Origin of the sequence: Thiorhodococcus minor, assembly GCF_010820565.1 — a bacterium.
GTDB lineage: Bacteria > Pseudomonadota > Gammaproteobacteria > Chromatiales > Chromatiaceae > Thiorhodococcus > Thiorhodococcus minor.
This window is the reverse complement of sequence record NZ_JAAIJQ010000017.1, coordinates 47,789-61,410: the sequence shown is the minus strand read 5'-3', so window position 1 is coordinate 61,410 and position 13,622 is coordinate 47,789. Positions and strand designations below refer to the sequence as shown.

12 protein-coding genes are annotated in these 13,622 nt (G+C 64.5%); 1 reads left to right on the top strand and 11 read right to left on the bottom strand.

Features of this window, described 5'->3' with window-relative positions; translation table 11 throughout:
- Positions 1 to 90: 90 nt before the first annotated feature.
- The 10 genes from clpP to htpG form a co-directional block, all read right to left on the bottom strand.
- Positions 91 to 735, bottom strand: a complete 645-nt coding sequence (gene clpP / locus G3446_RS07915) for an ATP-dependent Clp endopeptidase proteolytic subunit ClpP (protein WP_164452287.1) — start codon at positions 733 to 735, stop codon at positions 91 to 93.
- 69 nt (positions 736 to 804) lie between these two features.
- Positions 805 to 2,115, bottom strand: a complete 1,311-nt coding sequence (gene tig, locus G3446_RS07910; RefSeq protein WP_164452286.1) for a trigger factor — start codon at positions 2,113 to 2,115, stop codon at positions 805 to 807.
- A 126-nt stretch (positions 2,116 to 2,241) separates the two neighbouring features.
- On the bottom strand, positions 2,242 to 3,831 hold the full coding sequence (locus tag G3446_RS07905) for a long-chain-fatty-acid--CoA ligase (protein WP_164452285.1): 1,590 nt from the start codon (positions 3,829 to 3,831) through the stop codon (positions 2,242 to 2,244).
- Positions 3,832 to 3,846: 15 nt separating this feature from the next.
- Positions 3,847 to 5,232, bottom strand: a complete 1,386-nt coding sequence (gene hemN / locus G3446_RS07900; protein ID WP_164452284.1) for an oxygen-independent coproporphyrinogen III oxidase — start codon at positions 5,230 to 5,232, stop codon at positions 3,847 to 3,849.
- A gap of 219 nt (positions 5,233 to 5,451) precedes the next feature.
- Complete coding sequence (gene prmB / locus G3446_RS07895; protein WP_164452283.1) at positions 5,452 to 6,375, bottom strand: 50S ribosomal protein L3 N(5)-glutamine methyltransferase; 924 nt, start codon at positions 6,373 to 6,375, stop codon at positions 5,452 to 5,454.
- 205 nt (positions 6,376 to 6,580) lie between these two features.
- Positions 6,581 to 7,051 (bottom strand): Rrf2 family transcriptional regulator, encoded by a 471-nt coding sequence (locus G3446_RS07890; protein WP_164452282.1) that lies wholly within the window; start codon positions 7,049 to 7,051, stop codon positions 6,581 to 6,583.
- A 145-nt stretch (positions 7,052 to 7,196) separates the two neighbouring features.
- Entirely contained in the window at positions 7,197 to 7,712 is a 516-nt protein-coding gene (locus tag G3446_RS07885) for a DUF1249 domain-containing protein (RefSeq protein WP_164452281.1), read from the bottom strand.
- Positions 7,713 to 7,829: 117 nt separating this feature from the next.
- Entirely contained in the window at positions 7,830 to 8,204 is a 375-nt protein-coding gene (gene trxA / locus G3446_RS07880) for a thioredoxin (protein WP_164452280.1), read from the bottom strand.
- A gap of 120 nt (positions 8,205 to 8,324) precedes the next feature.
- Entirely contained in the window at positions 8,325 to 8,984 is a 660-nt protein-coding gene (gene adk / locus G3446_RS07875) for an adenylate kinase (RefSeq protein ID WP_164452279.1), read from the bottom strand.
- A gap of 288 nt (positions 8,985 to 9,272) precedes the next feature.
- Complete coding sequence (htpG, locus tag G3446_RS07870) at positions 9,273 to 11,192, bottom strand: molecular chaperone HtpG (RefSeq protein ID WP_164452278.1); 1,920 nt, start codon at positions 11,190 to 11,192, stop codon at positions 9,273 to 9,275.
- Between the two features lie 294 nt (positions 11,193 to 11,486).
- On the opposite strand from htpG, the gene G3446_RS07865 reads away from it, so the two are divergent.
- Positions 11,487 to 13,121 carry an alpha-D-glucose phosphate-specific phosphoglucomutase gene (locus G3446_RS07865; protein WP_164452277.1) on the top strand — a complete coding sequence of 545 codons (1,635 nt, stop codon included), beginning with the start codon at positions 11,487 to 11,489 and terminating at the stop codon, positions 13,119 to 13,121.
- 54 nt (positions 13,122 to 13,175) lie between these two features.
- On the opposite strand, the gene G3446_RS07860 is transcribed toward G3446_RS07865, so the two are convergent.
- Positions 13,176 to 13,595, bottom strand: coding sequence for a PilZ domain-containing protein (locus G3446_RS07860; RefSeq protein ID WP_164452276.1), 420 nt, complete (start codon positions 13,593 to 13,595; stop codon positions 13,176 to 13,178).
- Positions 13,596 to 13,622 lie beyond the last annotated feature (27 nt).

Genomic DNA, 13,622 nt, shown 5'->3' with positions numbered 1-13,622 from the left:
AACGCGGGCTTTGTCAGGCGTCACACTTTTGTTGCATCCGAGACCGAGCGCCGGCGGTGTAAGCATGCATCGGCGCCACACCGCCCCACCTCAAGCCTTGCTCGGCGCCGGGCCGCGCTCGCTGATCACCTTGTCGATCAGGCCGTAGGCCTGGGCCTCGTCACCGCTCATGAAGCGGTCGCGCTCCGTGTCGTCCGCGATCTTCTCGATGGGCTGACCCGTGTGCGAGGCGAGGATGTGGTTGAGCCGCTCGCGAATGTAGAGGATCTCTCGGGCATGGATGTCGATATCCGTCGCCTGCCCCTGAAAACCGCCGAGCGGCTGGTGGATCATCATGCGCGAGTGCGGCAGACAATGACGCTTGCCCGCAGCGCCGCCGGCAAGCAGCAGCGCGCCCATGCTTGCGGCCTGACCAATGCACATGGTGCTGACGTCGGGGCGAACGAAGCTCATGGTGTCGTAGATCGCCAGCCCGGCGGTCACCGAGCCACCCGGCGAATTGATGTAGAGGTGGATGTCCTTATCCGGGTTCTCGGATTCGAGAAAGAGAAGCTGCGCCACCACGAGGTTGGCCATGTGGTCCTCGATCGGTCCGACCACGAAGACCACCCGCTCTTTCAGCAGCCGGGAGTAGATGTCGAAGGAGCGCTCCCCGCGTGCCGTCTGCTCGACGACGATGGGCACCAGCCCCAAGCCTTGCGGCTGCCATTCAGTGCGACTCGAAGGTGTGGTCATGGATGATCCAGCTTCCTGAAGCGTAAGGATTGAAAGTCGGCTAATCGCCCGCGGCTCGTCCGGTCAGGGCTAGGCTGCGGCCTGATCGCTCGCGGACTCCGAGCGCGTGAGCGCGTCGAACGAGAGCGGCTCGTCTTCGACCTTGACCTGCTCGAGGATCAGCTCGACGACCTGCTCTTCCAGGACGGAGGTCTCCACCTGGCTCAGGCGCGAGCGATCGCCGTAGTAGTAGTCGATGACCGCCTGCGGCTGCTCATAGGTCGATGCCATCTCCTCGACCATCTTGCGCACCCGCCCCTCATCGGCCGTGATGTCGTTGTCCTTCACCACCTTGCCTAGAATCAAGCCGAGGGCGACGCGACGGCGGGCGGCATCCGCGAACAGCTCCGATGGGAGCTGCATCTCCGCCCCGCCCATGGCTTGGCGCATCTGCTCGCCCATGGCCTTGATCTCCTGCTCCACCAGCGCCTCGGGGACTGCGATCTCATTGGCCTCGAGCAGAGCGTCCATTACCCGCTCCTTAGTGCGGGCTTGGATGCGATCTTTCAATTCGCGCTCCATGTTGGCCCGCACATCGGACATGAAGCGCTCGACATCGCCATCCTCGACACCGAAGCCCTTGACGAATTCCGCGTCCACTTCGGGCAGCGCAGGCTCGGCGACGGCGTCGACCATGACCTCGAAGCGCACCGGCTTACCCGCCAGGTGCGTCGCCTGGTAGGGGTCGGGGAAGGTCAGATCCAGCACGCGGCTCTCGCCCGGCGCGGCGCCGACCAGGCCTTCCTCGAAGCCCGGGATCATGCGCCCCGACCCCAGCTCGAGCGTGACGCCGGAGGAAGAGCCGCCTTCAAAGGCCTCGCCGTCGACCGTGCCCGTGAAGGAGATCGTCAGCTGGTCGCCCTTCTCCGCCGCGCGCTCGACCGGATTCCAAGCCTTACGCTGCTCGCGCAGCCGCTGGATCATGGCATCCAGGTCGGCGTCGGCCACCTCCGCCACGGGGCGCTTCACGACCTTATCGGCGACCGAGCCGAGCTCGAACTCCGGCATGACTTCGAAGGTCGCGGTGAATCCGACGCGCTGCTCCTGCAGATCGAAATCGGGCTCGATGTGCGGCATGCCGGCAGGCTGGAGAGACTCCTGATTGAGGGCCTCCATGAAGCTCGACTGCACCATGTCCGCGAGGACTTCGTGGTGGAGCTGCTCCCCATAGCGCTTCCTCAAGACCTTCATCGGCACCTTGCCCGGACGGAAACCTGGGAGCCGTGCGCTGCGCGCGTACTTCTGCAGACGCTTCTCGACCTCGTCGGAGACCTGCTCGAAGGGCAGATCGATCTTCATCCGGCGCTCGAGCCCCTCGCCCGCTTCAACCGATACTTGCATTGATTCTCTCCAGCAGGCGCTGCCTGGTGGTGCGGCCCGCACAGTGAATGGGGAACTGGCGCGGGCAACCGTCCGCGCCTCCAAAAGCCGTTCAGTATAGCCTGTTGCCGGAGAGGGCTCCAAGCATCAATGGCGTGACGCGGAGGGCGATTCGGCTGCGGAAGAAAGGGCGACGCCGCGCTCGCGCTCTCCCGAGCGACGCAGCTCGCGTTTGAGGATCTTGCCGGTCGAGCTCTTGGGAAGCGCCTCGTGAAAGACGAAGCGACGCGGAATCTCGTGCTGACCGAGATGCTCACGGCAATAGGCGCGCAGCGTCGTGGCGCTCATCGAGCAGCCGGGGCTCAGGGTCAGGTGCGCGACGGGCACCTCCCCATGACGGGCGTCCGGGTCTCCGACGACCGCCGCCTCGACGACATCCGGATGCCGGTAGAGCACCTCTTCGATCACCCGTGGATAGACATTCATCCCGTTGGTGATGATGAGGTCCTTGAGGCGATCGACCAGATAGAAGTAGCCATCTGCATCGCGATAGCCGAGGTCGCCAGTACGGAACCAGCCTGCGAAGAAGCTGGCGCTGGTCGCCTCCAGGAGATTGAGGTAGCCCTTCATGACGCTCGGGCCGCGCACGCAGACCTCGCCGGTTTGGCCGTCATCGAGCTGCGCCCCCGTCGCGTCGCGGATGGTCATCTCGACATCCGGCACGGGCAGGCCGACCGACCCGGGCTTGCGCGGCCCGGACAGGGGATTGACGCAGGTAACAGGGCCGCACTCCGTCGGACCGTCGCCCTCCAGCACAGGCACGCCGAAGCGCTCCTCGAAGGCCGACATCACGGCCGCCGGCATGGCCGCCCCCCCACTGACGCAGAAACGCAGACTGCGCCACGCCGACACCGAGGCATCATCGAGTCGCAAGAGGACCGCGTACATGCTCGGCACACCGAGAAAGACGGACGCCTCGTGGTCCGCGATCGCCTGACTGACCAGCTTGGGCTCGAAGCGCCCCACCGGCACCAGGCCGCAGCCATGCAGGAGCGGGGTCAGCATGCCGACCGTGGCCGCGAAGGCATGGAACATCGGGAGCACCACGAGCACACGGTCGTCAGCACGAAAATCCAAGGCGCGCGCGACGCTCGAGGCATTGGCGAGCAGGTTGGCATGGGTGAGCATGGCGCCCTTTGGACGCCCCGTCGTGCCGGAGGTGTAGAGCACCGCGGCCACGGCCTCGGCCGCGTCCGAATCCAGCTCGGGCGGCGCGCCCGAATGCGCGGCCAGCGTGCTGAAGGCGAGCGCCTCAGCGTCGGGATCACCGCCGATACGAACGCGCAGCGCGACCCCCGGCCGAGCAGCCAGCGCCTCTGCAGCCATTTCGCAGAAGGCGTGGTGATAGATGAGCCCCTTGGCATCACTGTCCTTAAGGATGAAGGCGACCTCCTTGGGATTGAGCAGCAGATTCAGCGGGACGACCGTCGCCCCAGCCTTGAGGATGCCCAGATAGGCAATGACGAAATCGGCGCCGTTGGGGCACAGCAGCCCCAAGCGATCGCCAGGTGCGATGCCCTGCTCCGCCAAGGCCGCCGCGACGCCGTCCGAGGCGCGATCGAGCGCCTCGAACGACCAGTCTCCGGCATCGCCGAAGATGCAGACCGCACCCCCGCGGCGCGACGCCGTCTCGCGAAAGCGCCCGGGGATACCCGGGCGTGGTGGTGAAACGCCCATGCGAGGCGGCGGAGATCAGATGACCTTGGAGAACCCGATGGGGCCTGTCTTGGCCGCCAGGTAGGCATCGAAGGTCATGCAGATGTTGCGCACCAAGAGACGGCCGCGCGGCAGGATGCGAATCTTGTCGGCAGTCACCTCCACCAGGCCATCCGCCTCCATGCCCTTCAGCTTCTCCAGGCTATCGGCGAAATAGTCCGCGAACTGGAGATCCCACCTGACCTCGGCGGCGCGCATATCGAGCTCGAAGTGGCAGATGAGCTGGGTGATCATGTCGCGGCGGATGAGGTCGTCGCGGCTGAGCTCGATGCCGCGGAAGACGGGCAGACGACCCGCGTCGATGTCCGCGTAATACTCGTCCAGGCCACGACGGTTTTGGCCGTAGGTGTTGTCGACCTTGCCGATGGAGGTCACGCCAATGCCGATGAGATCGCAGTCGGCGTGGGTCGAGTAGCCCTGGAAGTTGCGATAGAGGGTCCCCGCACGCTGAGCCACGGCAAGCTCGTCGTCCGGGCGCGCGAAGTGATCCATGCCGATGAAGACGTAGCCCGCATCTGTGAGGCGCGCGATGGTCGACTGCAGGATGTCGAGCTTGACCTCGGGCGCGGGCAGATCGTCGTCGTTGATGCGGCGCTGGGGCTTGAAGCGCTCCGGCAAATGCGCGTAGTTGAAGATCGACAGGCGCTGGGGATTGACCGCGATGACCCGCTCCAGGGTCTTGGAGAAGCTCTCGACCGTCTGGAAGGGCAGCCCGTAGATGAGATCGATGCTGATCGACCGGAAGCCCTCGTCCAGGGCCGCGTTGAGCACCGCCATGGTCTGCTCTTCGGTCTGGACGCGATTGACCGCGGTCTGAACCCGGTCGTCGAAGTCCTGTACACCCAGGCTCATGCGGTTGAAGCCGATCTCGCGCAGGATCTTGATCGACTTGGCGTCCGCCTCGCGCGGGTCGATCTCGATCGAGAACTCGCCGACGTCGTCATCGGCAAGCGTGAAGTGACGGCGCGTGACCTCCATCAGCTCGACCATCTGGTCGTTGCTCAAGAAGGTCGGCGTGCCGCCGCCCCAGTGAAGCTGCTCGACCTTGCGCGACTTGTCGAAGAGCGCGGACTGCATCTCCAGCTCGCGATAGACGCGATCCAGGTAGGGCTGCGCCAGCGAGCGGTCCTTGGTCGCGATCTTGTTGCAGGCGCAATAGAAGCACACCGTGTCGCAGAACGGGATGTGGAAGTAGATCGACAGTGGCCGACCGCTCTCGTTGCTGCGCGCGCAGGCCGCCTTATAGGCGGCCCCATCAAAGGATTCGTCGAACTCGACCGCGGTTGGGTAAGAGGTATAGCGCGGGCCACTTTGGTCGTAGCGACGAATCAAATCAAGGTCGAAGGAAACGCCTTGCTCCACCGTTCAATCCTCCAGCCGTGGGGCACGCCAGCGGCGCCCAGTCGGCCTATTGCGTAAAGCCTGTTCAGGCATCATCCCCGCCGACATCGAGCCCACGAGGATGAGTCTCGTCGATCTGCTTGAGCAGGGTATGGAATGGAATTTCTTCCGCGTGCTCACTTGCCGGAGCCATGCGTGGCTGGCCGTCTCGAGCGCAGGCGCGACACCTCCGGCCCGGACTCACAGCCCAAGGACCTCTTCGACCAGCGGCTGACTCTCGACGAGCTGCTCACGGGTCAGAATGAAGACGCCGTCGCCGCCACGCTCGAGCTCGAGCCAGGTGAAGGGGACCTCGGGAAGACGTCTTTCGAGCGTCTCCGCCGAGCTGCCCACCTCGACGATGAGGACACCCTCGTCGGTCAGGAAGCGGTCCGCCTCGCCCAGAATACGAACGACCAGATCCAAGCCGTCGTCGCCCCCGAGGAGGCCGAGGCGCGGCTCGCGATGATATTCCAGCGGGAGGCTTTCGAGCTCCGAGCGGGAGACGTAGGGCGGATTCGAGACGATCACATCGTAGTGGTTTCCATGCAGGCCGTCGAAGAGGTCCGATTCGAGCACGCGCACCCGATCGCCCACCCCATGGCGCTCGACGTTCTGACGCGCGACGCTCAGCGCCTCGGGAGAGACGTCCACCAAGTCGACCTCGGCATCCGGCAGCCAGACCGCCGCGGCGATACCGATGCAGCCGCTCCCCGTGCAGAGGTCGAGCACGCGGCCGATAACCTCGGGCGCGATCCAGGGATGGAAACCGGTCTCGATGACCTCGGCGATCGGCGAGCGCGGCACCAGGACATGCGAGTCAACGGCAAATTCAAGGCCTGCGAACCAGGCGCATCCGGTCAGATAGGCCGCCGGAAGACGCTCGGTCAAACGCCGTTCGATCAGCTCGACGACAGTCCCACGCTCGGCCTCGGTCAGCCGACAATCTTGAAAGGTCGCCGGCAGATCCGGCTGCAGATGGAGCGCGCTGAGGACGAGCTGGGCCGCTTCGTCGATCGCGTTGTCCGCACCATGTCCGAAGAACAAGCCCTCGGCATTGAAGCGGCTCGCCCCCCAGCGCACGAAGTCCTTGATGCTGACCAAACCGTCCGGCTGCTTTGCCATGGCACTCGAATCACGTCGATGGATCTCGGAGTCTCGGGCGGCAAGGATGACAGGCGCCTCTTGCCAGCCCGAGCGTAAGCCGCGAAGCATACCACTGGCGCCCGGATCATTTCAGCCCATGCGTGCCGCCCATCGGTAGAGTGACTCGCGACAGGCCCGCCGCCAAAAGGCCGAGGCCCCATGCGCGACTGGACAACCGCCCCCGCTAGGCGGCGCGGCGCCCCTTCTCGTGACCCAGCCCCAGGCCCGCTCCATCCGAATCCGCGGCACCGGCCCGACCGCGGTCGACGAGGTCTTGCAGCGTGATGTCGCTGAGGAAGCGGAAGATCTCGTCGCTGAGCTGATCCCAGAGATGATGCGTCAAGCAGCGCTGCCCCTCGCGGCAATTCTCGCGCCCACCGCAGCGCGTGAACTCCACCCATTCGTCAACGGCGCAGATGATGTTGGCGATGGAGATTTCGTCTGGGGATTTGCCGAGGTAGTAGCCACCGCCAGGGCCGCGCACACCGCGAACCAGCTTCTTGGCCCGCAGCGCGGCGAACAACTGCTCCAAGTACGAGAGCGAGATCCCCTGATTGACCGAGATGTCGGCCAAGGTCACCGGCCCCTTGCCCGAGCTCAGGGCAAGGTCGAGCATGGCGGTCACCGCATATCTGCCTTTGGTGGATAGTCTCATGGTCAGAGTGCCTGCTTGTTGATCGTTGATCGTTGATCGAGTGTCTCGGCGCACCTACCGCCACGCCACTAATCAACTAAATTAGTCAACAATTCCCCCATTTCAATACGCCGTTGAAAGCTGGGGCAATGGACACATCGCGGGCTCAGGAGCGGGCGAGACAGGCGGGCGGCAGCGTATCGGGCTCGGCGGCAGGCGCGGGGCAGGCGGCCGCGCCGAAACGGTGTCCCTGACGCAGACAGAACACCAGCCATTTCGAGAGAAAGAGATTGGCCTGCCACTTGTCGAGCAGGGCCGGATGGGCGTAGTCCTTACGCAGTCGCAGCACGGTCTGCCGCAGATCCAGCACCTCGATCTGCCGGGCATCGTGATAGACACGCAACCGCGCGTCCGGATCCGGGTGCGGATCGCGCTCGCCATGGACACCGAACCAATGGGTCAGGCGCACCTGGGTCGTATAGGGCGACTGCTCTTCGATCTCCAGGTGCAGATCGATCGCGCCGCGCTGCGTCGAGACCAAGCCGCCCGAGAGGTGCCGAAGACCGGGCGCCAGACGCAGCATCAGGGCATAATTTTCCTCGCACAAAGCCATGAGGACGCCCACATCGGGGCGCCCTGCGAGCAGATCGGCAGCTGACCATTTCAGAAAAGAACGCTGCATCTGTGGTCAGGGCAAGGAGCCTGGCATGGTGAAGGTAGGAGGGGCGATCTGAGAGCGAGCCAGCGACGCCTTGCCTGGCGAGCGCCGGGGCTCAGCCTAGGGTGATAAGGAGAGCGGTCAGGCCTTCTGGCCGGCTTGCTGCTCGGCGATCTGGCGCTTCACCTCGGCCATATCCAGCTCCTTGGCCTTGCTGAGCAGGTCGCGGAAGGAGCCTTCCGGCAGGGCTCCCGCCTGCGAGAAGATGATGATCTGCTCGCGGAAGATCATCAGCGTCGGGATCGAGCGGATCTGGAAATGGGCCGCGATCTGCTGCTGGTCTTCCGTATTGACCTTGGCGAAAACGACGTCGTCGAAATCTTCCGACACCTTCTCGTAGACGGGCGCAAAGGAGCGGCACGGCCCGCACCAGGGCGCCCAGAAATCGACGATCACGAAATCGTTATCCTGAACAGTGCTCTCGAAGCTGGCAGCGTCAAGCTCAACAACGGCCATAGTGACTCCCCGTAAATGAATTTGCTGGGGATACTAACAGAAACACCTGCCCCCTGCGGCCTAACCCGGGCGTCTGCATGGTTATCACTGTGCCGAAAGGGGCATTGATTCGGCTCGCAATCAGGCGCCGTCCAATCCGCTGAAGATGCGACCGCGAATCTGGTCGACCGTCCCGATGCCGTCCACTTTGACGTACTTCGGCGCACCCTCCCCGCCTTGCGCAGCCCAAGAGGAGTAGTAGCCGATCAGCGGCTCGGTCTGATCATGGTAGACCTTGAGACGCGCCTTGACCGTCTCCTCGCGATCGTCGTCACGCTGGATGAGCGGCTCGCCGGTCTCGTCGTCCTTGCCTTCCACCTTCGGCGGATTGAAGACCACGTGATAGGTGCGCCCGGAGGCCAGGTGAACGCGCCGACCGGACATGCGCTTGATGATCTCTTCATCCGGCACGTCGATCTCGACCACGGCGTCGATCGGCACGCCCGCCTCCTTGAGCGCGTCCGCCTGAGCCAGGGTGCGCGGGAAGCCATCGAAGAGGAAACCGTTCTTGCAGTCGTCCTCGGTGATGCGCTCCTTGACCATGCCCATGATGATGTCGTCGGAGACCAGACCGCCCTCGTCCATGATCTTCTTGGCGGCCTTGCCAAGCTCGGTGCCCTGCTTGACGTGCGCCCGCAGCATGTCGCCGGTCGAGATCTGCGGGATGTCGTAGTGCGACTTGATGAAGCCGGCTTGAGTACCTTTGCCGGCGCCTGGGCCGCCGAGAAGGATGATGCGCATAGTCTCTGTTCCTCTTTGCTCTTAATTCCGCGCTGGGCAGTGTGCCACAGCCTGTTCCTGGCGGACCACCGACCGCTTGCGGCCATAGGGTGGGCGCCGCCCCCCAAAACAACCGAAGGAATCACAAGCCGTCAGCTCGGGAGCTTACCGACCGACTCGCTGCGGAGAAGCCGGACGGCGCAAATACGGGCTCGGAGACCCGCTCAAGAGGGCCGCAGCTGGGCTCCGAGCCCCGTTGCTATCCAGGCACATCCCTGTGCGGTAGACGCTTTCGATCTCGAGCGAGCCTCAGCCGCCCGCCATCATCATGTTGAGCATCAGCTTGTTCAAGCGTCCGACGAAGGCCGCGGGATCGGCCAGCTGACCGCCCTCGGCGAGCTGAGCCTGGTCGAAGAGCACCAGACTGAGGTCGTCGAAGCGCTCGTCATCGGACTCGGCCTCCAGGCGCTTGACCAGAAGGTGGTCCAGATTGATCTCCAGCGTCGGCTTGGTCTCGGGCGCATCTTGGCCCACGGCCTTGAGGACGCGCGCCAGGTTGGCGCTCATGTCGTCTTCGCCCACCACCAGGCAGGCCGGCGAGTCGACGAGACGGGTGCTGGGGCGCACGTCGGCAACCCGGTCGCCGAGCGTCTTCTTGAGGTGCTCCAGCAATGAGCCGTGCTCTTCCGCCGCCTTCTCCTTAGCCTCCTTCTCATCCTTGTCGGCCAGCTCGCCCAGGTCCAGATCGCCCTTGGCGATGGACTGGAGCTGCTTGCCCTTGAACTCGGTCAAGTGGCTGACCAGCCACTCGTCGACCCGATCGGAGAGCAGCAGCACCTCGACGCCCTTCTTGCGGAAGACCTCCAGATGCGGGCTGAAGCGTGCGGCAGCCGCACTGTCGGCGGTGATGTAGAAGATCTTCTCCTGACCTTCCTTCATCCGCTCGATGTAGCCGTCGAGGGACTCGCGCTGCTGATCGCTGTCGCTGTGGGTGGTAGCGAAACGCATGAGGCCGGCGATGCGCTCTTTGTTGCCGAAGTCCTCGGCCGGGCCTTCCTTCAGCACCTTGCCGAATTCGTCCCAGAAGGCGCCGTACTTCTCGGCCTCGTCCTTCGCCATGGTCTCGAGCAGGCCGAGGATGCGCTTGGTGTTGGCCTGACGGATGGTGTCGATCTTGCGATTGTGCTGCAGGATCTCGCGCGAGACGTTGAGCGGCAGGTCGTCGGAGTCGACGATGCCCTTGACGAAGCGCAGGTAGTGGGGCAGCAGCTTGTCGGCCTCGTCCATGATGAAGACGCGGCGGACGTAGAGCTTGACGCCATGCTTCTGGTCGCGGTCCCAGAGGTCCCAGGGGGCCTTCTTCGGCACATAGAGCAGCGTGGTGTACTCGTTGGTGCCCTCGACGCGGTTGTGGGCATAGGTCAGCGGCGCCTCGAAGTCGTGCGAGACATGCTTGTAGAAGTCGTGATACTCGTCTTCCGAGATCTCCGACTTGTTGCGCATCCACAGCGCCGTGCCCCGGTTGACCTGCTCGAATTCCGGCGGCTCGTCCTTTTTCTGCTCGGCCTCTTCGCCGTAAAGCTCCTTGGCCATCTCGACCGGCAGGGCGATATGATCCGAGAACTTGCCGATGATGGTGCGCAGACGCCAGCCGTCGAGGAACTCCTTCTCGTCCTCTTTCAGGTGCAGGGTCACGACGGTGCCGCGCTCGGCCTTCTCGACGTTCTCCAGGCTGTAGCTGCCACGGCCGTCGGACTCCCAGCGCACACCGTGCTCGGCGCTCAGACCGGCGCGGCGCGAGGTCAGCGTCACCTTGTCCGCGACGATGAAGGCGGAGTAGAACCCGACGCCGAATTGGCCGATCAGCTTGCTGTCCTTGGCCTGATCGCCGGACATGTTCTCGAGAAAGCGGCGCGTGCCCGAGCTGGCGATGCTCCCGATGGTGTCCATCACTTCCTGGCGGCTCAAACCGATGCCGTTGTCCGCAACGGAGAGCGTGCCGGCGTCGCGATCGACGGTCACGCGAATGCGCAGCTCACCGTCGCCTTCATAGAGGCCGTCGTCGCTCAGGGCCTCGAACCGGAGCTTCTCTGCGGCGTCCGATGCATTCGAGATCAGCTCGCGCAGAAAGATCTCCTTGTTCGAGTACAGCGAGCGGATCACCAGATCCAGCACCTGGCTGACCTCGGCCTTGAACTCCAGTGTTTCCTTATGCGCTTCTACTGTCATCTTGTGTCGTCACCTTGAACTAAGGATGCTTAGGGCTGATTGACGGGATGGCTCGATCGCGCGGGGCCGACCACAAAGGCACCCGCACTCGAGGTTAATCCGCTATTGTCGCACGGCGGGGCGCGGATACAATGCTCGCGTTCGATGCGCGACTCGCGGCATGCGCGAGAGACCGGCCCATCCCCATCCATGGCGACGCTTGCTCATGCGCCCAGAGGCGCGCGTTGCCGCCTCCTCCGGCCTTGCGCTGGCCGCTCAGTGAAGGCAGATCGACCACAAGTCAAGGGTTAGAAGATGGAAACGCAAAACATCGCAACGACGCCATTCGACGGGCAGAAGCCCGGCACCTCCGGCCTGCGCAAGAAGGTCAAGGTCTTTCAGCAGCCGCACTACCTGGAGAACTTCGTCCAGGCCATCTTCGACACCCAGACCGATCTCGAGGGCGGCACGCTGGTGGTCGGCGGCGACGGGCGCTACTTCAACCGCGACGCCATCCAAGTCATCCTACGCATGGCTGCCGCCAACGGAGTGAGCAAGATCCTGGTCGGACGCGGCGGCATCTTCTCAACGCCCGCGGTCTCCTGCGTCATCCGCAAGTACAAGACCCGAGGCGGGATCGTGCTCTCGGCGAGCCACAACCCCGGCGGCCCGGACGAAGACTTCGGCATCAAGTTCAACGCCGCGAACGGAGGCCCCGCGCCCGAGTCGGTCACCGACGCCATCTATGAGCGCACACGCACCATCGACCGCTATCTGACGCTGGATACGCCCGCCATCGACCTGGACGCGCTCGGCACCCTGAAGCTCGGTGATGCCGAGGTCGATGTCCTCGACCCCGTGGCGGACTACGCCGACCTCATGGAGTCCCTGTTCGACTTCAACGCCATCCATCAGCTCTTCAACTCCGGCCACTTCAGCATGCGCTTCGACGCCATGCACGCGGTGACCGGACCCTATGCGGTCGAGATCCTGGAGAACCGCCTCGGCGCCATGCCAGGCACGGTGATGAACGCCGAGCCCAAGGAGGACTTCGGCGGCGGTCACCCGGACCCCAACCTGGCCCACGCGAAAGAGCTGGTCGCCCTAACACGAGGTCAAGACGGCCTGGACTTCGGCGCCGCCTCGGATGGGGACGGGGACCGCAACATGATCCTGGGCAAGAACTTCTTCGTCACCCCGAGCGACAGCCTCGCCGTGCTCGCCGCCAATGCCCACCAGACGCCCGGCTACGCCACCGGGATTCGCGGGATCGCGCGCTCCATGCCCACCAGCCAGGCGGCCAATCGGGTCGCCGACTTCCTTGGCGTCGAGTGCTTCGAGACGCCCACCGGCTGGAAATTCTTCGGCAACCTCCTCGACGCCGGACGCATCACCCTCTGTGGTGAAGAGAGCTTCGGCACCGGCTCCGACCACGTGCGCGAGAAGGACGGCCTCTGGGCCGTGCTCTTCTGGCTCAACCTGCTCGCCGTGCGCCAGCAGTCCGTCGCCGAGATCGTCACCGACCACTGGCGACGCTTCGGACGCAACTTCTACACCCGCCACGACTACGAAGGGGTCGACCTGGAGGCCGCCGAGGGTCTCATGGACCATCTGCGCATCCTGCTGCCGAGCCTGACCGGCAAAAAGCTGGGCGATCAGACGGTGAGCTACGCGGACGACTTTGCCTACACCGACCCCATCGACGGCAGCACGTCCGAGCGCCAGGGCATCCGCATCGGCTTCGAGAGCGGCGCACGCATCGTCTACCGGCTCTCCGGGACCGGAACCGCCGGGGCGACCCTGCGCGTCTATCTCGAGTATTTCGAGCCGGATCCCGCCCGGCATCAGCAAGAGACCCAAACGGCCATGCAGCCGCTCATTCTGATCGCGAGGGAGCTGGCTCAGATCGAGGCGCGCACGGGACGCTGCGAGCCAGACGTCATCACCTGAGGCTAGACCAAGCCGCGCGGCGCCGGGACAATGGGGCCACGCGGCCCGCCGGCCTCAGCGCGGGAAGCGATCCGCGAACTTCTGAATCCACTCGAGCGCCGCCTCTTCGCTGGTCAGCGACCGCCCTTCCTGCTTGAGCACCTGCTGACGGTAGTGCTCGATATGGCAGACCTGCTCCACCATCCGGATGCCGTACTCGGCCTCGACGCCCTCGAAGCGAACGCCCACCTCGAAGGCCGGATCCGCCGCGTTGCACCAAACGACGATGCCATCAGCTTCGAAGGCAGGCTCAGCGATGGGGATCTCGATGTGAATCCTGGTCCCGGGCGAGATAGGGATCCGCGAGGCGAAGCAGAGACCACCCTCACCGATATTGCGCAGATAGTCGCTCTGGCTGAAGACGACTTCGCGCAGACTGTAGCTGATGGGGACGTCCGATGGATGGCGCAGAAACTGGCGCTCAGTCTGGATCATGGTCCGCACGCACCTAGGTCATTGGGC